The 21,393-nt window shown below is 63.4% G+C and carries 21 protein-coding genes; 2 read left to right on the forward strand and 19 right to left on the reverse strand.

The genetic code is table 11. The features are described from left to right. Window positions 1-3: 3 nt before the first annotated feature. The 3 genes from dpdA to ACSH0F_RS13980 are packed head-to-tail and all read right to left on the reverse strand — an operon-like array spanning window position 4 to window position 3,330. Window positions 4-1,293 (reverse strand): tRNA-guanine transglycosylase DpdA, encoded by a 1,290-nt coding sequence (gene dpdA / locus ACSH0F_RS13970; RefSeq protein WP_435203755.1) that lies wholly within the window; start codon window positions 1,291-1,293, stop codon window positions 4-6. Continuing rightward, window positions 1,290-2,408: a DGQHR domain-containing protein DpdB gene (gene dbpB / locus ACSH0F_RS13975; protein ID WP_435203756.1), complete on the reverse strand. Its 1,119-nt coding sequence runs from the start codon at window positions 2,406-2,408 to the stop codon at window positions 1,290-1,292. The genes dpdA and dbpB overlap by 4 nt, the downstream gene beginning before the upstream one ends. Further along, window positions 2,401-3,330, reverse strand: coding sequence for a hypothetical protein (locus ACSH0F_RS13980; RefSeq protein ID WP_435203757.1), 930 nt, complete (start codon window positions 3,328-3,330; stop codon window positions 2,401-2,403). The genes dbpB and ACSH0F_RS13980 overlap by 8 nt, the downstream gene beginning before the upstream one ends. A gap of 124 nt (window positions 3,331-3,454) precedes the next feature. On the opposite strand from ACSH0F_RS13980, the gene ACSH0F_RS13985 reads away from it, so the two are divergent. Together ACSH0F_RS13985 and ACSH0F_RS13990 are read left to right on the forward strand one after the other, a co-directional pair. Beyond that, window positions 3,455-4,024: a hypothetical protein gene (locus ACSH0F_RS13985; protein WP_435203758.1), complete on the forward strand. Its 570-nt coding sequence runs from the start codon at window positions 3,455-3,457 to the stop codon at window positions 4,022-4,024. Between the two features lie 88 nt (window positions 4,025-4,112). Then, window positions 4,113-4,316, forward strand: a complete 204-nt coding sequence (locus ACSH0F_RS13990; RefSeq protein WP_435203759.1) for a hypothetical protein — start codon at window positions 4,113-4,115, stop codon at window positions 4,314-4,316. Here ACSH0F_RS13990 and ACSH0F_RS13995 read toward each other — a convergent pair whose 3' ends face one another. Genes ACSH0F_RS13995 through ACSH0F_RS14070 form a run of 16 tightly spaced genes read right to left on the reverse strand, consistent with a single transcriptional unit; the run spans window position 4,317 to window position 21,382 of the window. Next, on the reverse strand, window positions 4,317-7,028 hold the full coding sequence (locus ACSH0F_RS13995) for a conjugal transfer protein TraG N-terminal domain-containing protein (RefSeq protein WP_435203760.1): 2,712 nt from the start codon (window positions 7,026-7,028) through the stop codon (window positions 4,317-4,319). 12 nt (window positions 7,029-7,040) lie between these two features. Beyond that, window positions 7,041-8,477 (reverse strand): conjugal transfer protein TraH, encoded by a 1,437-nt coding sequence (locus tag ACSH0F_RS14000; protein ID WP_435203761.1) that lies wholly within the window; start codon window positions 8,475-8,477, stop codon window positions 7,041-7,043. Then, window positions 8,467-9,297 (reverse strand): conjugal transfer protein TraF, encoded by an 831-nt coding sequence (locus ACSH0F_RS14005; RefSeq protein WP_238474057.1) that lies wholly within the window; start codon window positions 9,295-9,297, stop codon window positions 8,467-8,469. Before ACSH0F_RS14005 ends, ACSH0F_RS14000 begins: the two co-directional genes overlap by 11 nt. Then, window positions 9,294-11,027, reverse strand: a complete 1,734-nt coding sequence (locus ACSH0F_RS14010) for a conjugal transfer protein TraN (RefSeq protein WP_435203762.1) — start codon at window positions 11,025-11,027, stop codon at window positions 9,294-9,296. The genes ACSH0F_RS14005 and ACSH0F_RS14010 overlap by 4 nt, the downstream gene beginning before the upstream one ends. Next, on the reverse strand, window positions 11,024-11,776 hold the full coding sequence (gene trbC, locus ACSH0F_RS14015) for a type-F conjugative transfer system pilin assembly protein TrbC (protein WP_435203763.1): 753 nt from the start codon (window positions 11,774-11,776) through the stop codon (window positions 11,024-11,026). Before trbC ends, ACSH0F_RS14010 begins: the two co-directional genes overlap by 4 nt. Next, window positions 11,773-12,786: a conjugal transfer pilus assembly protein TraU gene (gene traU / locus ACSH0F_RS14020; protein ID WP_221556785.1), complete on the reverse strand. Its 1,014-nt coding sequence runs from the start codon at window positions 12,784-12,786 to the stop codon at window positions 11,773-11,775. The genes trbC and traU overlap by 4 nt, the downstream gene beginning before the upstream one ends. After that, window positions 12,783-13,421 (reverse strand): type-F conjugative transfer system protein TraW, encoded by a 639-nt coding sequence (gene traW, locus ACSH0F_RS14025; RefSeq protein ID WP_082835680.1) that lies wholly within the window; start codon window positions 13,419-13,421, stop codon window positions 12,783-12,785. The genes traU and traW overlap by 4 nt, the downstream gene beginning before the upstream one ends. Beyond that, window positions 13,418-13,939, reverse strand: coding sequence for a S26 family signal peptidase (locus ACSH0F_RS14030; protein ID WP_435203764.1), 522 nt, complete (start codon window positions 13,937-13,939; stop codon window positions 13,418-13,420). The genes traW and ACSH0F_RS14030 overlap by 4 nt, the downstream gene beginning before the upstream one ends. Next, window positions 13,936-14,322 carry a TrbI F-type domain-containing protein gene (locus tag ACSH0F_RS14035; RefSeq protein ID WP_435203765.1) on the reverse strand — a complete coding sequence of 129 codons (387 nt, stop codon included), beginning with the start codon at window positions 14,320-14,322 and terminating at the stop codon, window positions 13,936-13,938. Before ACSH0F_RS14035 ends, ACSH0F_RS14030 begins: the two co-directional genes overlap by 4 nt. Continuing rightward, complete coding sequence (locus tag ACSH0F_RS14040; RefSeq protein WP_221586487.1) at window positions 14,315-14,695, reverse strand: hypothetical protein; 381 nt, start codon at window positions 14,693-14,695, stop codon at window positions 14,315-14,317. The genes ACSH0F_RS14035 and ACSH0F_RS14040 overlap by 8 nt, the downstream gene beginning before the upstream one ends. Then, entirely contained in the window at window positions 14,692-17,235 is a 2,544-nt protein-coding gene (traC, locus tag ACSH0F_RS14045) for a type IV secretion system protein TraC (protein ID WP_435203766.1), read from the reverse strand. The genes ACSH0F_RS14040 and traC overlap by 4 nt, the downstream gene beginning before the upstream one ends. Next, complete coding sequence (locus ACSH0F_RS14050) at window positions 17,232-17,819, reverse strand: hypothetical protein (RefSeq protein ID WP_305930432.1); 588 nt, start codon at window positions 17,817-17,819, stop codon at window positions 17,232-17,234. The genes traC and ACSH0F_RS14050 overlap by 4 nt, the downstream gene beginning before the upstream one ends. Then, window positions 17,816-18,688: a DsbC family protein gene (locus tag ACSH0F_RS14055; protein WP_435203767.1), complete on the reverse strand. Its 873-nt coding sequence runs from the start codon at window positions 18,686-18,688 to the stop codon at window positions 17,816-17,818. The genes ACSH0F_RS14050 and ACSH0F_RS14055 overlap by 4 nt, the downstream gene beginning before the upstream one ends. Next, window positions 18,685-20,001: a TraB/VirB10 family protein gene (locus ACSH0F_RS14060; RefSeq protein WP_006834211.1), complete on the reverse strand. Its 1,317-nt coding sequence runs from the start codon at window positions 19,999-20,001 to the stop codon at window positions 18,685-18,687. Before ACSH0F_RS14060 ends, ACSH0F_RS14055 begins: the two co-directional genes overlap by 4 nt. Beyond that, entirely contained in the window at window positions 20,001-20,816 is an 816-nt protein-coding gene (locus tag ACSH0F_RS14065; protein ID WP_435203768.1) for a type-F conjugative transfer system secretin TraK, read from the reverse strand. Before ACSH0F_RS14065 ends, ACSH0F_RS14060 begins: the two co-directional genes overlap by 1 nt. Continuing rightward, a complete protein-coding gene (locus ACSH0F_RS14070; protein WP_006834209.1) occupies window positions 20,813-21,382 on the reverse strand; it encodes a type IV conjugative transfer system protein TraE in 570 nt (189 codons plus the stop codon). Before ACSH0F_RS14070 ends, ACSH0F_RS14065 begins: the two co-directional genes overlap by 4 nt. Window positions 21,383-21,393 lie beyond the last annotated feature (11 nt).

Raw genomic sequence — 21,393 nt, forward strand, 5'->3', positions numbered from 1 at the left:
GGCTTAGGTGAGGGCACGCTTCAAATCCAATCTCTCAATATGATCCTTGTAGACCGCGAGATTGTGAATCCCGCGACGCTTGTTCCGATTGCTTCCCCGGAAAATGATGACATCGACAGCCGCATGTTCGCAGATCGAGCAACTGCACTGCTTCCAAGGTTTGCTCTCAAGTGTATCGCGATAGCGCGTCGCCAGGCGAACCATGCTGGTCGCGTTCTTGCAGTCTTCAAACGGCTTTTCTTCCACGAGTGGCGCGCTGTAGACGAGGACGTTCTGGAGTGTTTCCTCAATACCGGCTTCGCCCCGATCAAACGCGCGCAAGCTCGACAATGCCGCGCTTTCCATGGTGACCAGATCTTCTGCTCGAAAGACACCGCGCTTGACCGTTCTCTGAAGGCGCGGGTTTTCCAGCGCCTGAGGTACGCGGATCGATGTGAAATAACGCAGTCCCAGACCATTGCCGGGCAGGTAGTAATTCTGCTTCGCGTCCTTAAACGCGCGAATGAGCGGCGACGTCGTGTCGAAGCTGGCGATGTCGTAACTGTGGAAGCTATCGATGTCGTCGGCCTTCGCGAAGCCAAGGATATGGAGGCGTGTCGCCGGTGGTACGACTTCTCGGATCGCCGCGAGGCACTGTTTGATCTCGGGTGATTTGAGCGGGACCATGCCGCCGAGCGCGAGGTAATCATACCCCATCGCCACCAGCCTGCGCGCAGCTTCCGCCATGCTATCGGGCGACCAGCCTTGAACAACGCCGAGCGGCTCGAACAGTGCGTCAATGGCTTTGGCTTCGCGTCGGAAAGCATCAGCATTCTCGAGCGTTATCTCGAAGCGATCTTTGGCGTCGTTCGATCCACCATCGAGCCCTTTTGCAGCAACATCGAAGTCAAAGATGATGTGGTCAACCGAGCAGCCATGTGTGAAGCCGCAATCATCGTAGAACTCAGCGATCTCGGCAGGCGAGTAGGGCGGACGCTCCTCGTTGACATAGGTGAATGCGCCGCAGTCGCCAAAGATGTCGAGATGCGCGAATTCCGGTTTGTCGAGCCTCAGGAACTTTCGCGCGCCAACCAACTCGAAGCGCCGGGCTTGGCTGGCCGTGTATTTCCCTTTGACGCGATGGTCGCCGACGATGCCTTTCGACACGAGCACCCCGTCGTAGGGCGCATAGCCAAGTATCTCGTGAGGATAGGCGTCGTCCCAATAGGGCTGCCGTTCCGCAGGACTGCGGTCGGCAATGAAGTCAAAGGCCGGATCGACATAATCCAGACTGTCGGCGAAGATGAACTTCATGAGGTTCCCCTCGCCAGGTCGCGTTCCAGGTGCATCAGATGGTCAGTGAGCTTTGAGATGTGTTGGGACGTTGACTGCACTTCATTCCACATCAGGTTGAGGGCATCCCAACGCCCTTCGGTCCAGTGGCAATGCTTCGCCAACTTCTTCAGGATGGTACGCACCGCGGCCCCGCGGTCTTCTGCGCTATCGACCCGCAACATGATCTGATCCATCAGGGCGCCCATCGCCCGGATGCCAGCGCTATGCATAAGGCGACTTTGGGTTGGCGGCTTGCCCCAGGCATCCGGGAATGTGTCGCGCACAGCGCTCCAGTAAAGAACGAGCGTTTCATACATGGCATTGGCGTCAGTGCCGTCGCCATTGCGTTTGAATTGGCCGAGAGCCCCGGACGCCGACCTTAGGCTTGTACGCATCGCTTCGATCAAGGCGGAGTCCGCAACGACACCGGTTCCGGAGCGCGCATTGGATTCCCGCTTGATCAGATTGTGAAATGGCGAGTCCTTATGCTGATTGAGCAATTCGCAGAGCGCGCTTGGCAGTTTGCGCGTAGCCAGATCCCTCGGCAGAAGAGCGCTCACTTCTGGCAGCAGTTCATCGATTAGACGTTTGGGCAATGGCCGCGCCTTGTTGACGAGAATGAACTGTTCTCGTTGAGCCTCGATCTCATCCGAGACGAAGCCGACGACTGGTACGGCGATCGATTGATCCTTTGCTTGCGCCAAGGCCAGCGATCGTTGCTGGCCATCGACGATCCAGGCCGCCCGGCGGCCTGCAGGGTAAACAGGAATGGTCAGTGTGCCAGCGTCGCCGATCTCGCAGATGTTTCCGGGCTTGCGCCCGCGTGCCGACGCGAATTCCACTTCCTCCGAAAGAGCCAGGATGATCGCGTTTGGAAAGAGGACTTTCCCGCTATCGAGAAACTGCGTGATTGCCGAAACGTGCGCCTTGATTTCGCTGCGCTGGAAGCCCTTGAGTTCCTGTTCTTCGCGCCGCAGGCGGGCGATATCGGCGATACGCATGATGTCCGCGCCTTCGAGGAAGAAGACGAAAACCGCGGTTCCGTCGCCTTGCTCGCTGCGAACAGCACGAATGGCCAATGTCTCTTTAGCCATGGCTCACCTCCGACCGTATCTCTCTTGCGAGCGATGCAAAGCGCCCCTGTTCGCAGGCAATGTCGAGTTCATCCCGAAAGAGCCTGAGCAACTTGGTCGTGCTCCCATTGGTTTCGAGCCAATGGCGGCGCATCAATTGCCTGATCTCGTCGTCGGAAAGCCGGCGGCGGGAAAATACTGGAGGTTCAGCCCAGTCCTTTGCCGCCCTTTCGACGGCGTCGGCATGTTGGTTGGCTGAGCGGTCATCATCAGAGGAAAGGATGCTGTCGACGAAGTGCAGTAGGGCGCGGGCAGCGAAATCGCTACGGGTGCCGCGGATTGGGCTGTCTGGGCCGTCAAGCCGGTCGTCATATGGCATCAGGAAAGGCTGCAATTGTACTGGAATTCGCTCTCTAGGTGTGCGCGTGAACAATCGCAGATTGCCTCGACGTCCTTCCGGAAGCGTCAGAAACTCCTCGAGCATCATCTCGATATATCCATCGGACAATGCGGCCATGATCAGGCCGGTGCGGCAATCTGCCACATCGGCTAGCTTCATCGTGTGCGGAGACACTTGGCCGAGTTCTTTCCACCAATTCGCTCTACTGAATCCCTCGGTGATAGGGGCGGCGATGCTATCGTCTGCCCCGCTGAGTACGGTGCAAGCATAGGATGGTACCTGCGTTCGTGCTCCGACCAGGCCAAGGCCCGCTGACACGATCAGCAGTTCCGCGCCGACCTTCTCGGCGGCAACCATAGAGTCCCTGAAGGACCTGCCGCCATAGAGCGAACTCGCAGGATAGGTCTGACAGGCCTCGCCTAGCCGTTCGCCCCACTCTGCCGCGACCTGGGTGATACCACCCTTCTTAAGATCACCCGCGTGCAGCCGGGAAGCCACCGGCTTTCGCTTCCTGTTTGTGCACGTGGTGATAACGATAGCCAAGATCTGTTCCTGCCGGTTGAGCATTTTTGATAGCAAGGGCGGAACAAAACGGCTACATTTAATGTGCCAATCGCGCAAAGTTTTTGTGTAAATAAATGCGCCAAAATCGAGGAGATGATCAGGCGTGATTACGATTGCCGAGTTGCTCAGGCGTTCGGATGACGCTCTAGCTGGCTTGGCGCAGCGCCATGCCGACCTCTCGCGCTATGCCTATACGGTCGACCAGCTCCATCGGACAAATGTCGACGAGGACCTTGCCTACCAACGAACCTTCAACGGCCTCTATGGGGTCCGCAGAAACGCCGACTGGCGAGGCCGTTTCTACCGGATTTTTGAACAGCAGAAGTCCAACTCGGACATCCAGTTTGGGGAGATTGTTCGGTCAATTTTCGAGAGCACCGGGAGAGTCGAAGCGTCATTCGCCTCGAAGCTGATCGCGACCGTGGATCCGACCAGAGCGGTCTATGATTCGATCGTGCGGAGCAATTTGGGACTGCGGACCCGCACTGGCTCCGGGCTCGAAAAGATTGCCGACGCTGTTGATGATTACCAAGCCATCCAGGCTCACCTCGATGCCCTGATACGTGCCGATCGCTTTCCGCTCCTGCGTCAGCGCTTCGACCTAGAATTTCCCCAATTCAAGGAATTCACTGATCTTAAGGTGCTCGATCTTTTGATCTGGCAGATCCGCTAATGTCTCGAAATCGCGACATTAACGGCAAATAGGGGCATAAGGTCTCAATTGTGCGACATTATGGGGCAGGCTTACCGAGGAATTCACAATGACGAAGCAAAGGCCTGATCAGGACGAGCACCAATGGGAGGGCTTCAAGGAAGTCGATCGTGCCATCACCGAAAATCGCCTCACGTCATACTCATGGAAGAAGGCCTGGGCCGATCGATGGGCTCGAGCAGTGATTCTCACCACTGCGTTCTTTTTGATCGGGTTCGTCGTCTTTGTGATTGTTCAGGACGTGATCCTGTAATCATCTATTACCCCACTCCTTCACCTCATCAGCCGCTTCCTCGCTTGCACCTGTGGCGCCTTCTGTTTGGCCATCCAGGTAGCCTCTCACCGTTCCGATCCGGCCACGACCTTGCCGACGAACCCGCTCGACTTCATCCGTGATGCCAGAGCGATCCGGAGCATCGGGCATTGAGGGACCACCCGCCGAGCCCACGGCTCCTCTTGCGCGTACCTGCCCAGCACTTCCGATCCCGGGGCGGCTGACAGGAGCGAAGTCCGGCAATGAAAGGTCGGCTTCGATGTCGTCCTGAAGCCGATCAGCATAGCTCTCGACAAACCGTGATTGCAGCTGCTGACCCCGCGCGCTCATCTGGAACTCGATGTCATCGAAGCGCACCGGCCCGTAATAGTCGCGATTGGCTTCCATCTCGGCCATGCCCCATTCGCGATAGGCCTGACTCAAGTTCAGCGTTCCTGCGGCGCTGTTGGCCTCGTACCAGCTGGCTTGGTTCTCGAGGCGGCTGGCCATCTCTTCGGCCCGACGCGCCTCTCGCGTAAAGCTCTCGGCTTCGGTCAGCGATCGGCTGAGACCCGACGAGTTGGTCGACACCTGCGAAACCGAACTCGAGCTCGTCTCGCGCAAGAAACCTTCACGCGTATTCGACCAGTTGCGACTATCCGAAAGCTGGCGCAGCGTTCCCATGATCCTGCCGCGGTCTTCCGAGGCGATCCCGATATCGCTGTCCGTCCATGACTGATTGCGGCCGCCTCTTGCCTTGGCGCCCACTTGCGCCACGCCAACATTGGCTCCAGCTCCACCATTGACCTCGCCATTGAGGAACCATGAGATCGTAATGTCGTCGGACGCGCGCCGGGACAGGCCGAACTGCTGCTGAAGCGTCCTCGAGGCATTGTCGACTTCGCTGAATGCCGTGCCGATGCTGTCGTTCGTGCCGACGCCGCTGACCGTGTCGGAGCTCTGACCCTGGCTGTAGGCATTGCGGATCTCGCTGAACCGGGTGAGCGCAGAGCTTGTCGATTGCTGGGCGAGGTTGGCATAGGTCTCGCTCTGCGTCCGGCTCTGGCTCGCCATCGTTCCGAGGCGGCCGGTGAAGTCCTGCCCCAGTGTCGGCGTGAACGGATAGCTTGAATTCGGGACAGCAGCGAACTCGCCATCGGGGAAGCTGGTGGTTTGCGTGCCGCTGTCGCTGAAACCACGCGTCTGTGCCGCGCCATAGGCGATGTTGGGTGCAAGATTGCCCTGCGCAAACTGGCGGGAAAACACCGTCGAATTGTCGATGTTCGAGTTGCCGAGTGAGACATTGCCGGTGCTCGCTTCGCGCGAGGCTTCCTCGGCCGCGTTCTGACTTGGGTTGAGATAACTCGTCGCCTGGCCCGAAATAGCCAGCGCACCACGTGCCACCCCGCCTGCAAGGAACGGGATCGAGGCGACAAGATAGCCCGCCAAGATGCCGATATCGCTGTTGACGTCGCTCATGCCAGCAAAGGTCGCGAGGCTGAGACCCGTGCTGCCGCCAGCGGCGGCGACATCGCCCGCGCCTTTGAACATCAGGATCATGTGCAGGATGACGAAGAGCGGTCCCCACGCCGCAAGGTAGAAGAAGCCGGTGACGTAACCTCTCAATGCAATGGGTCCGGTCCGCGGCATCAGGAACAACGGAAACAGGACAGGGAACAGCGCGTAGAACACCACCGTCAGCACGACATTGAGGATCGGGACCCATTTCATCGCGTTGTGCGCGATCGAGGAATAGGTCCGCTCGGTCTGAATATCGGCCCGGGTCTGCGCAAAGACGTCGATACTGCCCGTTCCGCTCGCCCCTGCAAAGCCATGCATGGCCTGGTTCATGGCATTGATCGTCAGCACCTGGCGGAAAATGTCGCTCGCGCTGCGCGAGATGCCGGTGAGATACTGATAGGCAATCGGGAGGTCGGCCATGAGCTTGGCCTTGGCGAGCGCTTCGGTCTGGCGCGGATAGAGCTGACGCCCCGCAACAAGAGTCATCTCGTCAATAAGGCTCGCCCATTGCCCCGACAGCGCGGTGTAGGCTTCGCGGCACGTGATGATCGAGGCCGTCACGCTGTCGTCGGCCTGCCGGGTCAGGAATTTCTGCGCGCGCGCCGCGCTGCCCGGTGCGATCGTCGTCCAAATATCGTCGCTCTCGGACAGCTCCTTCATCGAGTAGCGGCCGAGCAGCAGATCGTAGAACACGCATTGCCGGACATGCTCATCGAAGTTCGCAGCAAACTCCGGATCGGAAATGCGCAAGCTGCGCGTCGATTCAAGCAGCCGCGCGCCATAGATCATGCCGTTCTTCGAGTAGTTGAGGTCGTCCGGCAGGCCGAAGACGAGCTCGGCCGAGCGGGTCAGATAGTCCCCCGCCTGGCTGGTGAAGCTTGCCATCAGGGCGAGCCCGAGCGGGACATTGGCCACCGTTGCCGGTGCAAGGCTGGGATTGACCCGGTCGGTCACGTGGACGTCCATGCGCGGCACCATCAGGCACATGTAGATGAGCGTCGCACCGAGGAACCAGTTGAGCCAAGCCCGCCAGTCCTGGTTGAACGCGACCACGATGACCGCGAGCACCATGCCCATCACCAGCGCGACCTGAATGAGGCTCTTGTAGCCGCCCGCGCCGGTCCAGGCGGCAACGGCGTTGAGGACATTGACGATATACTCGCCGCCGCCGACCGTGAAAATCTCGACCATGCTGCCTGACCCTTATGGAACGATGGAGCGGGACTGCATCCCGCGCGACCAGTCGAGCGCGGCGGCCATCGACGGTGACATCGAGGCAGCGAGCATATTCTCGATCATCGCCGTCTTCTCGATGATCTGCATGATCGCCGAAACCCTCGCTTGCCCGGTCGCTTGCCGCTGGGCGAGGCTAGACCGGACTTCGGCGACCTGAGCGCGCCAGATCGCTAGCTTGGCTTCATCGGCCGCGATGAAACTCGCCATTGAGCGTCCGGCCTCTGCGGTGATGCGTTCAAGGATGGCATAGAGGAGATCGATGCTGGCGATCTCGGCCAGCGTGTCGCGGTCGTCGGTGGCCATCCCGCGTCCATAGGCCGCCTGCACGGTGAGGATCTTGTAGAGCGGCACCGATGCCACCTGGAGCAGCTCCTTCTCCTCGTCGCCAATCGCGGTATCGCTGCGGATGGCCTCCACCATGCTGCCGATGAGCCGGGCAACGCGCGGCCGGATGGCCTTCGCGCTCGTGAGACTCATCTGCTGGAAAGTCGGGTTGAGGCACTGGTCGGGCTCGTCGCACTGGAACACCCGCACCGATTGGCCCTGTGTCCCGTCGAGCAGCGCGGTGACGAGCGTTGAAGAGGCGTCGCCGGCGAAAGGCACGAATTTGCCGGGCTCGTCGTCGCGGGGCGGCACGTAGATCACCGTGCCGATGAGCGTCATCGCATACTCGGCAAGATCGCGGTCGAAGGTGCCACCGGGGTTGAAGAAGGCGCTCTGCTTGAGGACATGCCAGGTGTAGTTGCGCGGCACACCGGGATTGACGTCGGCATAGTCGACGCCGGCACCCTCGTTGGTCGAGGCGCGCTGGCCGCGCGTCCCGCAGCCGTGTTTGGCGGCGGCATAGTCGGTAAAGATACCTTCGGAATTGCCGATCGCTTCGCAGATTGCCTTGTCGGCGAGATCGCCCTTGGGCCAGACGCCGCCGACCAGCCCCTGCGCCATCTCGCAGGAGTTGATCGAGAGATTGTTCATGAGCTGCGCCTTCTGGCTGAACTCCTGCATGATCTTCGAGCATTCGGGGCAGACGGTGTCGATCGCGAGGCTGAAGGCGAACCCCACCGCATTGTTGGCGACGGCCTTGAGCAATGCGACCATCTCGCTCGCGTTGATGAAGGAGAAGGACCCGGCGAAGATATCGATACCGCCGCAACCAGCGCGGGCACGCGGAAGCTGGAGATTGGCGATGTTGGTCGTCTTTTGCGGGAAGCGCGTCCAGACATTGCCGAGGCTGTAATAGCCCGCCGACTGGCCTTCGAACGCGCTCGGCCCGGTGACATTGGCCGCCGCGCCCATGTCGTCCATGAAACGGTCCATGCTGTCGCCGACGTTTGCGGCGACGGGGGACGCGACCATGCCGGCGGCAGCTATGGTGAGCGCCGCATTGCGGATGCTAGTAATCATGTCCGGCTTCCTTCGAGGTGAGGAGGTAGATGCGGTCCTGCAGCTCGTCGGCCGAGAGCACGCCGTACCCGATCGGGATCGGGCGCCTGGCCACGCTGTCCCACAGCACGAGCGCCGGGGTGATGCCGGGTTCGAGCCCCATGCGCGGCCGCTGGCCGCTTTCGACCTTGTAGTCGGGGAAGTGCCGGGACGGTCCGCCATCGGTCGAGATCGCCCGGACAGCGATATGCCAGCGGTCCGCCACCGAACGCACGATCGGGCTCATCACTTCGCAAGCGCCGCAGGTCTGGGCGAAGAAGTAGAACAGGCCATAGCGCTCGGAGAGCCGGGCCATCACCGCATCGCGGTCGGCAGCGCGCGCGTCCTGCCATTGCTTCTTGGCGAGCGCGCCGACCGGCCGTTCGAGCGTGTAGTCGAGCTCGGGATCCTGCCAGATCGCGCGCTGCCAGACATCGGAGAACAGCGAAGCCCGGTCGAGCTGGGCACGCTGGAAGCGGATATAGGCGGTGACGTTTTCCGGCGTCGGATAGAGGATTGCACGCGCTTTGAGTTCGCGCAGTTCCCCCGTGACCGCGTCGAGTTCTTGCGTTGCGGTTAACTGGGCCGGTGGCTGCGCCATCTGCGGCTCCTCTGCCGGCACCGGCTTTACGCAATAGAACCAATAGCCGAGCCTGCGCTGCTCGCAGTAGAGGCTGTCTGCTGACGCAGCTGGCTCTGCCAGGCGCGCTTCCTGGGCAACTGCCCGAACGGGAAGCAGTGCAGCGAGACACATGGCCAGTGCTGGGAGGGCCAGCATCGGCAGTGATTGGCGGCGCGTCATTGGCCACTCCTTGCGTAATAGTCTTCGATTTTCTGCTGGATGAGGATGCTGGTCTCGAGCTCGTCGGGGAGCCGCGCAGCCTCGGTGAACTCGGCATAGACCTCGCTGAAATCCATCTGGCTGAGGTCGAGCCGGGCGAATTCGTCGAGCGTGAAACCCTCGCACTGCTCTTCCTTGGGCTTGTCCCACGGCTTGGGCAGTTGGCGTCGGCCCTGTTCCTGCAGGATCCGCGAAAGCTTGCTCTCGAAGCAGCAGTAGACCTTCTTCTTCGTCAGGCAGACGCCGAGGAACTTGTCCGAACAATAGGTCCCGACATAAGCGCACAGCCCTTGCGCATCGCGTTCGTGGAGCAGCACCTCCTCGCGGCTGCAGCCAAGCGCGACCAAAAGGCTGATCCCGGGGATGAGTGGGAAGCCCTTGCCCTTGCAGCAGTTGAGCACCCCGAAAACCTTGGATGAGCAGGTGTTGCGCGTGCCGCGGAACAGCGTCAGCGTCTCAGGATCGAACTGGCCGCGGGCCTCGTCCATCGCATGGAGCGCGGTGACCGCATCCTTGAACTCGTCGTTCGCAGTGCGCTCGATCGTTTCGCAGCTACCATCGATGCAATAGACATCGCCGTCGCAGACATACTGGGTGGAACTGTCGGTACCGGGAAGCGGACACTCGTAGATGCGCTCCCAGGTCTCGCAAGGGTCTTCGTCGGTAAGGCATTCCTCACGGACAAAGCGGCAGGTTCCTTGGCTTTCGAGGTCGGAGCAGTCGGTCGCCGCTTCGCGCGCAATGCAGGTGTAGCTACGTTGCCATTCCCAGCAGGGCCTGGTGACAGAGACGCCGTCGATCACGCGCGTCTGCGGATCGCTATCGGTGCAGATCTCTGCGTCCAGCGTGCAATCGCTATTGTCCGCAAGACCTGTGCACTGGCTTTCGTCAGGGGTCGTTGTGACGGTGGTCGCGGTGGTTATCCGGTAGGGCGTTTGTCCTGCGACCTCTTCGTCGCAGGTTAGCTCGGTAAGCGGATCGCCCGGCTCGGTGCACCACTTGCGCCCGCCGGACCAACCCCACTGTAGGCAAGGACCATTGCGGTGTCCGGTAACCCGGCAAAGAGCGCCCGAAAATTCTTCGCAATCCGGCTCACCTGACAGGTTGAAGCTGCCCAATGGGCTGCAAAGGTAATGATACTGCGGTTGCTGGCTGACCCTGGCGACGAGCGGGACCGTGCATTGGCCTGCCGACTGATCGATCCGTGTGCCCGTATTGCAGGTTGCGGTATATGTGCCCGCCGACCCCGAACCGGGCGGCAGCGGCACGCACGATCCCTGGCGGCCCGAAATTGCCATGCCGCTGGTGTAGTCGAGCGGCGTCTCGTTGATCGCGAGGCTGCGGGCAATCACGTCCTCGATCTCGTTCGGCTCGAACCTTGCGCGATTGGCCATGCTGTCGCGGATGGTCCGCATCGGCGTGCTGGTCGTCGCGGCGCTGCGTCCGCGGGCCTCGATCTGGTCGGGATCGCGCGCAAGATCCTGCAGGTCGCGCGTCGCTTGCGGATCGAAATTGGGAACGCGCGCCGCGTCAGGATTGGTCGTTGCGGCATCGCGCGCCTCGCCCAGCAGCTCGGTGGCAAAGTCTTTCCCATCGGTCCGGGCTTCATCGCGGGTCTGAGCGTGAAGGGAAGCCGCGCTTGTGAGGGCGACGAGTGCCGCAAGGAGATTGGCGAGGGTTCTGCCGGTCATGGCCGTTCCTCCCTGGAGAGCTGGCGCAGATGGAGGCGGGCAAGCTCGGCGCCCGGACCCTTCCCCGAGGCAAAGGTCTCGAGGACTTCGCCTACGCTGATGTTGCCGGCGATCCGGTCGTGCGGCGGCACCTCGCTGGTGCAATCGAACCCATCGCAGGGACTGAACTCGGTGCTCAGCATGACGAAGCTCGGTGCGGCATCGATGTTGAACGCGCGGAACAGCCTTGGATCAATCCCGAGCGAACCGGCCTCGTTGCGGGTGCTCCAGATGGCAGCCAAACGCTTCTTGAACGCCTCGCTGTTTCCTTGCGGGAAGCCGCGCAACACGGTGACGCCTCCCGCCCTGGTCATGTCTTGGACCAGTGCTTTCAGCGCCTCGGGCGGCATCGACAGGCTGGCAAAGGCAATGAAGCGCGGGGCTCCCCCGAGCGATGCCTTCTCGGCGGCAGCTTGCCCCGCGATCATCGCGTCGAAGTCGAGGACGGCGTCGGTCTCGGTTGCCTCGATGCTGTCCGCATAGGCTGCGCGATTGGCCTGCGCTTGCGCCTGGATAGCCTGTGCATCCTCGGTCAGTGCCTCGGCGCGCTGGCGGACATTGGTGCTGAGCGCCTGCGCATCGTCGGCGTGTTCGGCCGCGCGCTCGCGGATCGCTTCGAGATCGATGCCTTCGGGCGCGCTCTGGGCGAGAGCGAGGCCACCGAGGGTGACGGCAAGGCCGACGGGCAAAAGGAGGAGGTGCTTGTTCATAGCGCGCAGCAGTTCCGCTTGCGCCAGACGAGATATCCCATGTCTTCGCCGATGGCGGGGATGACCTGTCCGGCCGATTGAAAGGTGGTTGAGGCGCCGACGGGCGGGCAGGCGTAACGGCCCGAGGTCGCCGGGTTTGGGTTGGTGGCCTGGAAGCGGTATTGCTGCTTGCGCATCACCGGCATCAAATATTTGCCGCACAGGCCCTTGGACCCCATCGTCCCCCACGAGACGAGTTCGCGGTGGAGCTTGTAGGCAAAGCGCGAAAGCACGAGGCGCGAGGCCTGGACGTGGCCTATGCTGGCCGAGACATTGCCGTTCATCGGGTACATCGACCCCTGGCAGCCCGCGCACCAGAACATCTCGTCGATCGGCAGCTTCGCGGTCGAGGCGACGCAGTCGGCCGCACAGGCAGCGAGCGCCAGCGGGTTGGCGAAGAGCACGGCCTCGGGGTTGATGATCGCGGTGAGCTCGGAATCCTGCCACAGCGGATCGATCTCGGAGATGTAGAGGATGTCGATCGAGCCCGATTCCAGGCACAGAAAATCGGCGACGATCTCCATCCAGTAGATCAGCGGATAGGCATACCAGTGGACGTGCCAGCTCGAATAATACTGGCTCGCGCCGCCCACTGCTGATGGACCCGAGATCGAGCGGAAGCCGATATCGAAGCCGGGATCGAGCTTCATGCCGCCGAGGTTCACGAAGCACCACGGCTTCATGCTGACATCGGCAAGCCGCACGGGCTCCCAGAAGCCCATCGCAATTCCGGGCCTCAGACCGCACAGGCACACCGGCAGGTCGGGGTTATCGGGATCGGGCCGGCTCGAGGGCCAGATGTCCAGCCCGCCGATCGAGATCGGGAACAGGCACGACCAGCAGATGTCGGTGATCGGGTTGACAAAGCTTCCGGTGCAGCGTCCCGGACCGGCATCGGCCATCGCGGGCGTTGCAGTGGCGAGACCAAGAATGGCGGCCAGCATGAGCGCCAGCTTTCTTAAGTGCGTCATTGGGCCGTCCTCCTTTTCGGTGGCAGCGCGATTTCGCTGATCTCGAGCAGGCGGCCCTGCTGGCGCACGCGTGCGGGCACCGATCTGATCCCGAACCTCTCCGTGAGCTTGCCGCCCTGGTCGAAATAGAAGCGGCGCTGGCGGGCCTTCATCAGCTCGAGCGGCGCACCCTTCACCAGGATCAGCTTGGCATTGGCGGCCTGCTTGAGCGCCCAGGCGAGCTGGTCGGGATCGTCGCCGTCGAGGAAGAGAAGTTCGGCGCGTAGCTGCACGCTGTCGAGCGGATTGACCCTCGTGCCAGCGGCATGGATCAGCTCGCCTTTTGCCCCGCGGATATCGGCAGCGAGCGTGATCGTCGGATCAAATTGCCAGCGACGGGCTTCGCTGGCCCGGACGATTCCGGCGACGGGGTCGGGCCGGTTCACGCGCGCGATCGTGCGGCGCTTCAGGTCTTCATTGAGCCGCGCGGTCTCCCCCGAACGTTCCATCTGCGTCAGGCGCGAATGAATCTGCTCGAGGAGGTCGCGCTCGATCACGGGAAACACCGTGCCGCGCTGGCCATAGTCGCGCGCCAGCACCTCGGCAGGGCAGAGCAGGACTGCAAGTAGGGCCGCAGGGAGGATGAGCTTGCTCACAGGATCGCCCTCCCGCTGCCCAGGATCTGGCCGCGGCAGACGAAGCCGATCTCGGCGTAGCGGCTGTCGAGGCCGCGCTGATGGCTGGTCCCGGTGTAGAAGCAGCCGTCGGGGATCGGGCCTTCGGGGCCTTTGTGAAGCGCAATGCCGAGACGGGTCTCATCGAGCCGCGCGGCGATCTTGCGACCGTTGATGAAGACCTCGTGGCCACGGTGGCTCACGACATCGCCCGGCACGCCCAACACCCGCTTGCCGAAGAGCTGCGCGCCTTCTCCGAAATGCGCTTCGACGAGTCTGCTCGCCGGCGGCTCGAAGAAGATCAGGCTGCCGCGCTCGATCCGCGCATGCTTGTCGAGCCAGAAGGCCCAGTTGGGCAGGCTCGGGCTGGCGTTAATGAGGAAGGCATGGTCTTTCGCGAAGGCGTCGACCGCGCCCCATCCGAGCGGCAGCAGCACCAGGCCGGTCAGGACAAGCGGTCGTTTGATCGTGCGGACAAGACGAGAGGCAAAATGCGTCACTGACCGCCTCCCTGCCCAAGCTGGCGAGCGATCCGCACGCGCAGTTCATCGGTAGCATCGGGGGCATCGCCCGCGAGCACTGCTTCGCCGACCAGCACCACGCGGCCATCACTCCCCATTTCTGCAACAGCGCGCTCGGACGCCTGGAGGAAGGCGAGCACGCGCGCCTGGCTGGCTTCGGGGTCCTGTGCCCCGCGCGCTTCGGCATCGACGAATGCGGCGATGGTCTCGGCAAGCCGGACGGTGACGATCTGCTGGCGCGGCTCGGACAGCTCGCGGCTGACCCAGGCTGCCCAGAGCAGTGCGGCCACGAGCGCGAGCACGGCGAGAATTCTCAGCAACAGCGGGCGACTGAAGGATGGTAGTCTGCGCGTCTCAGTCACGGTTTGCCTCCCGAGCCGGATGGTTGTCGAGATCGGCCGCGAGCCGCTTCAGGAAGCGCGGCATGCGAAACAGCGTCACAGCGCCAGCGAGGACGAGGAAGCAGCCCTTGAGGTCCTGGCTGAACAGGCTGCGGCGCAGGCCGTCGGCTTCGAGATAGCGGTCCGATAGGTTGGCGAGCTGCGTGAAGAGGCCGCCAAGGTCCCAGCCCGCCACGAACAGGAACAGCGCAAGCGGCAATCCCAGCACGATCAGCAGCGAGGTCGCAGCAAAGCGTGCGGTCTCGATGAGGACGAAGCAGCTTCCTTGCAGGAACGGCAGCAGGCTGCGCAAGTTTGCCGGAGGGGTCCGGTCGGCGAGATGCGAGACCATCATTGTCCGCCTCCCGCCACGATGCGGATGGCATCGGCGAGGCTGTGTCCGCGCCGCTCGCTGTCCTGGATCGCGGAATAGGTGTCGGGATCGGAGGAGTAGATCGTCGCCGAGAAGGGATCGAGCACGAGCCGCCCGACCGCCTCGGTCTCGGGGCCCTTGATGAAGACCTCGCTATACTCGGTCCCCGAACGCTTGAGGCTGCGGATCAGCGTCTCGGTGCGGTCGTCCATGTCGAGCCGCGCGTTCGCCCTGAAATCGGCAATCGTCTCGGCCTTCTGCTGGAGCACCAGCATCCAGTCGCTGTTCTCGAGCGCGGCGCGCGCGCCGTCGGATTTGTAATAGTCATTGAGGGACTGCGTTGCGGTGGCGAGCGCGCCGCCGTACTTGCGCGCGGTGCGGGCATAGGTCTCGACGAACTCGCCCATCGAGCCGCCCTTGAGCATGGCCCAGGCCTCGTCGATCAGCAGCAGCTTCTTGGTCGCCCGCGATGAGCGCGTCATCGCCTGGCTGGTCATGAACATGATCGCCGAAAGGACGACGCTGCGCAGTTCCTCGCGGCTTGCGAGATCGCTCATCTCGAAGACGGTGAAATCATCATCGAGCGCGAAGCTCGCCTTGCCTGCAAAGAACCCGCCGTAGCTGCCGCCGCGGCAGAAGGGTGCGATCGCGGTGGCGAGATCGCGACCGGCCTCGCTCTCCGAATTGTGAAGCGCATGTGCGACATCGTCGACCGATGCGCCGCTTCCCAGGGCCTCCCAAGTCGCGGTCACGGCCCGGTCGATCAGTCCGCGTTCGGTGTCGCTCGGCGCGGTGCCGGGACGCGCCATCTGGCCAATGATCGCCTTGATCATCGCAAAGCAGTCGAGGCGGTAGTCCTCGTCTTCGTGCGCGCGGGCATCGTCGACCATCGAGAAGGGGTTCAGGGAAAAGCCCGAGGCGAGCGTGAACTCGACGAAGCGTCCGCCCTGCAGTTTGACCGAATGCTCGAAGCTGCGCCCGTCGTCGATCACCACGACCTTGGCGCCTGCGCCGCGCAAGGCAGCGCATAGCTCCTGCAGCAGCACCGACTTGCCCGAGCCCGACTTGCCGCAGATCGCGATATTGTGGTTGCCGGCAGTGTTTTCGAACGGTGACCACCAGAAGGGCTGGCCGCGGCGGCCAACGAGCAGGAGGTGCGGGATCACGCCGCCGAGGTACTCGCCCTGCATCGGCGCGATATGCGCCGCCGTCGTCGAGAGCATGGTCTTGAGGCGCTTCAATCGCGCCATGTCGTCGGCGAGGCCATCGGCAAGGCTCAAGGGAAAGGCAGCGACAAGGCCCTGCAACTGGAGGAAGCGCTCATCGGCAAGGTCCCAGCCCGCCGCCTTGTAGATCGCCTTGATGATGCGTTCGTGCGCGTCTCCCTGGCCGAGCGGCGAGATGCTGGTGAGCCCGTAGAACAGCTTCACGAGCTTCTTGCCAGCCTGGAGTTCGGCCTGGACGTGGCGCCACTCGGCCGACTGTTCGGCAAGCTTGGGCAAGAAACGCGCGCTCTTGGTCTGGCTGAGGCTGGTCGTGCGCATGAACTTGAAGCCCGCACGCGCCGAAGCGGCTTCCTGGTCGGGGTAGACGAGGCACAGCATGGTCGCCGTCGGACAGGGGAAGCGCAGCTTGTCGGTGAACATGTCGCCAATGAGCCGCGCGCATTCCCAAGGTGCCCAGCGCTCAGGGGTAGAGCGCACGGCATAATGCCGCACGTCGAAATGGTCGGGATAGCATTCGCCAACTTCGGGATTGCCCTCTTCGTCGCGGCCGGTCTCGCGAAAGCGCTCGGTCCTGAGGATCAGGCGATCGTCGCCGACCTCGAGTTCGATGTCGCGGCGGATCGCCTGGACATCGAGTGTGTCGTGCGGGTTCCACGCATGGATGTCGGTCTCGTGCGCGGTGGTCGGCGAAGTAAGCTCGTCGATCAGCGCCAGCAATCCGCCCGGACGCAGCTCTTGCGCGTGGAGTCCGAGCGAATGGAGCATGCCCATCAGCCCTTCGCGGCATTCGGAGAGTTCGGCATCGGTCACACTGCCGGGCACTGGCACGCCGAGCGAGACGATCAGCCGGACGTTGCGAGCATGGAAGGGCGCATGCGCCGAGCCCGAGCTCCAGACGAGATCGTAAAGGCGTCTGGTGCGTGCCCTGGCGATGGCCTCGTAGATCCCGCCCTGCTCGTAGCGCGGAGCGAACCAGGGGCCAACCACGCTGCCGATCCGCGGAGATGCGAAGTTCAGGACCTGGAGGCAGGCGCCCTGCGGCAGGCCTTCGGAGAAGAACTGGCCGAGGATCTCGCCGGTCCGTTCGTCGGCCCCGATCAGCGGGGTGACTTCGAGCACGAAGCCCTTCGAGCGGGCGTTGCGGTAGAGCTTCGCCCCCTCGTCATAGACCCGGTAGGGCAGCCAGTCCGAAAGCATGTCGAGCCCGAAATGCGCCGGCGGCTTTTCAGGACGGGCCGTGTCGGCAAACAGGCCCCGCGAGAGCGCGTCGCGCGCGGCAGCAAGGGATAGCGTCACCGGCTCTCTCCTTCAGGTGTTTCACGGTGGGGGACCGGCTCGCGGGGAGGGGAAAACGAGCCAGGTCCCCCGGGTTCCGGCGCGTCAGCGCCGGGCATCGCCGGAACGGGCTGCGAGGGGATGAACAGCTGTTCCGGCAATGTGTCTGCCTCTTGGGTTTTTGGCGGTTGGAAATCGGGTGCGGGGTTGCCCTCGCGCGTCGCGGCAATGGTCGATGCCAGCGAGCGCAGGACTTCGCGGCGGCCTTGCGGGGCGCGCCAGCCTGTCCCTGCCTGTTCGGGCAGCGTCAGGTGAACGACGCGCGCCTCATGGTCGCGGCCCGCCGCATCGCGGTAGGGCGTCAGCACGATCTGCAGGCGGCGAACCGCTTCTCCGGTCGGGGTCACCGTCCGATGCGCGTGAGACGCGTCAGCCTTTTCGAAGCCGGTTGCCCCGGCATCGATTGTGGAGGTCGGCGCGCAAGTCCCTTCCGGAGCGCGGCAGGCGAAACTGCCTTTGACGTTTCCGCCAAGGCTGGCGCAGCCACTGGCCAAAAGGAGCGGCGCAGCAAGCACCACGGCGCGAAGGATCGGAAGCCGGCTCATTGCGGCTCTCCCTTGCCTTCGGCGACGAAGCGGCGGATCGCCGCGGCATCGCGGTAGCCATGAAGCACCGCCCCATCGCGGGCGCGCACGATGACCGGAGTTCCGGCAAACCCGTTGGCCTTCGCGAAGGCTTCGTTGGCATCGAGTGCCTTGGCCTCCTTGCAGGTCTTATCAGTCGCCAGAGCCTGGCCGGAATAGGCCGCATGGAGTGCCTTTGCCGGATCCTTAGCGCACAGCACCGCCTCGGAAATCTTGCGGCTCGCCGCGCCAAAGATCGAGATCGGTCGCTCTTCGACATGGACCTTGGCCTTGGCGAGTTCAGCGGTCAGGCGTTGGCAGTAGCCGCACTGGAAATCCGAGAAGACGACCAGGCGTTCGCCCTTGAGGTTGCCCCAGTGGATCGCGCCGGCAGCCGGAAGCGACGAGAGGTCGACATGGTTGGCGGCCGCCTGGACAGGCGTTTCGTCGCGTCCCGCCGGCGCGTCACTGGCTACGCGCGCCGCACCGGCCGCGAGCAGATCGGGATTGAGTTCGAGCAGGCGGGCGGCAGTGACGTCGCGCCGTTCTTCCATGTCGTAGAGACGGCCTACGAACAGGTAGCGGGCGGTCTCGTCGATGTAGAACAGCGTGTCACCCGAGACGACTTCGCACCAGGGCCCGAGCGTGTCGCAGCTGATCGCATCGATCGGGGTCTTGGGCAGCCGCAGTTTCAGCGCCTGCGCGACATCGCTCGCCATGCCCGCGGCGCTCGCAGGCATCGCAGTGACGGCAGAGACGCCGAGCGTCAGCACGGCGGCGGCGCTCGAGAGGGCAAGGGCAAGGTGGGCGGCGCGCGCCTTCAGGCTTGGCGGCGAGTCATTGTAGTTCATTTGGAGGGGCTCCTGACGTGGACGCCGTCGAGAAAGACGATCTCGACCTCGATGCCGGTCGGCATCTCGACGACGGGTTGGTATTGTTCGGCGCGTTCGATGAGGTATCGGCTGACGGTGTCGGCAGCCTCGCCGGCACCCTGGCCAAAGCCACCGGCAAGAATGTCGGTCGGCGACAGCGCCTCGCGCTGACCGTTGGCGCCGACCTGGCCGGTAAAAATGCCGTTGGCGTTGGCGGAAAATCCGCGGCCGAAGCCGCCCACAATCCCGGCGAGCAGCGCCTGGCTGACAAGGCTGCCTTCGCGGCTGACCACGCGGCCGCGCACGCCCGACTTTCCGGCAAAGGAGATGAACCCCTTGACCTCGCTCACCGCGAAGCGCCCACCGGGCTGTGCGCAGGTCATGCGCACCAGCTTGACGTAGACCTTCTCCGCCGAGAGGTCGCCGCGCGCCGCGCCATTGACGAGACAGCCGGTGATGTCGGTGGTGAGCAGTTTGTTGCCGCGCATCACCGAGCGGGCCGGACCGGTGATCCGGAGCACCACGGGAAGCGGATCGCTCTGGCTGGCAACGCCGGTCGAGGCATCGACACCCACGATGACCGTTGCCGGTGCGTAGCTGTTGGGCGGAAGGTAATCGCGGCTCGCTTCGAGCAACAAGGCTGGCGCAGTCTCTGCCGCACGCGGCTTGCCGTCCTTGCCCGTCTCCGCGCTGAAGCTCATCAGGCTGAGCTGTCCGCCTTGCGTTTCCGGCGCTCCTTGCGGTGGCTGGACAGCTCCGCCGGTGCCGACGCCGGGTCCATAGGCAGGTGGCGGTGGCAGTGGCGGCGCGGCGGCAGGTGCCTTCGCAGCTTCGCTCAGCTGTGATCGCAGATTGGCATTCTCGGCCGAGATCGCGTCGATCGCCGCCTGGCCGTCGGAGCGCATCTGCGCGTTCTCGCTGCGCAGGGCTTCGAGCTCCTGTTCGATCTCGGGGCGCGGCAGCTGGGCCTGCTGGAGATCCTTGATCGCGCGGCCCTGTGCATCGAGCCGGTTACCGTAGCTCGCGACGAACTCGCGCTGCGAGAGGTTACGATTGACGAGGCCGCCGGTGTCGATTGTCGCCGCACCATTGGCATCGGTGCCAGCCTCGTCGCCGTCGCCGCCGAAAATGAACATGCCGCCGCCGATGAGCGCGATGGCCCCGATCCCGGCGAGCAGCATCTTCTGGCGCTGTGCGATCTGCGAATTGAGGTTGCGCCGTCCGCTTTCTCGCGCTTCCGGCGAGCCCGGCAGAGGCCTCTTTCCGGCGTCCTTCTGTGGTGCCTCGGCCATCAGTCGAGTCCTCCCTTGGCAAAGACTAGGAAGGCACTGGTCGCTTCACCGGGAGCGAGTGCATCGCGGCCATAGGCAAAAGCGAGCGCGCCTGCGGCACCTTCGCGCTCGGAGCCAAGCGCAAGGCTTTCCTGGCCGAGGTTGCGCACGAGGAAGCGCTGTCCGGTAAGTTCATCGCCCTGGTATTCGGCGACCAGCTGGACCTCGATCCCGCCGGTACGGCGCGGATCCGACAGTTCGGCGCGGGCAGTGAATCCGGGCAGGACGGCATCGCTCGCCATCGCCTCGATCAGGCGGATCGCGGCGTCCTCGGGACCGGTCTCGGTCTCCCATTCGGTGGCCGCGGCTTTAGCGAGCGCGGGATTGGTGATGAAGAGCTGGGTCGCTTCCTCGCCGCCGAGACGGCAGGCGAACTTGTAGACGTAGCCCGCCTTGCTGGTCGCAAAGAAGCTGACCCGGGCAGCGGCAAATTGCGGGGGCACGGAGATATAGATGTCTCCGCGCACTGGCTCGTGCGTCACCTGGAAATCATTGTAGGGAAAACCGCTCGCGATCTTCGAGACATTGGCAAAGCCGTCATCGATAAGCGCGATCCGGGTGAGTTCGCCGCGAGCGAGCTCGCAGTCGATGGTCGCGTTGTCGGCCGCTTCGACGAATTGGTCGGCATACGCCGGGACCGGCGCGAGCGCGAAGGCAAGCACGGCGAGGCCGGTCAGCTTGAGCCCGGGATCGGGGCGCCTTGTCGCGCCGATCGCGAAACAGGCAAGGCCGGTTCCGGCAAGCGCAGCAGCGAGGGGAGATGGGAGAAGGCTCATTGGCCGGGTTCCTCCTTGTCGGTGGGAAGTTGCTCAAAGCCGGCGAGCGCAAGGCTGAGGCCACGCTTCGACCAGCGGAAACGGAAGGAGCGGCGCTGGCTCGCGATCACCTGCGTGCCGACAAAGGTCTTGAGCGTGCCGGTGACGGTCGAGGTCAGGGCCTTGGGGTCGACGTGCATTTCCGCGATCACGAAGGCCTGGCTGATGTCCGAGCCGCGCTGTTCCTCGACGATTTGGACGAGCTCGGCCTTGAGGCGGCCGTGCGCGGCGGGATCGGCGAGCTTCAGGATGTTCGTCATCCAGTAATCGAGGCTTTCGGGCGCCCGGTTGAGGAGCATCAGTGCCGTGTCGCGGGTGACAAGTTCGAGATAGGGCGCGTCGATCCCGCCGCTCGAGACGGTGATCCGCTCTGAGGTGATCGGCACCAGCACAACCTGCTCGTCGCGGGTGACCGCGGCGCCGAGGCTGACCAGCGTGGTCAGGCCCAGGACACCTGCCAGCACGGCAAAGCGGTTGCGTTGCCGCAGGTAGGTCTGCGCCTGTTCGTGCGCGAATTCTGCTCGCATGGTTCGCCTCC

Source organism: Qipengyuania sp. 902 (genome assembly GCF_051195295.1).
Classification (GTDB): domain Bacteria; phylum Pseudomonadota; class Alphaproteobacteria; order Sphingomonadales; family Sphingomonadaceae; genus Qipengyuania.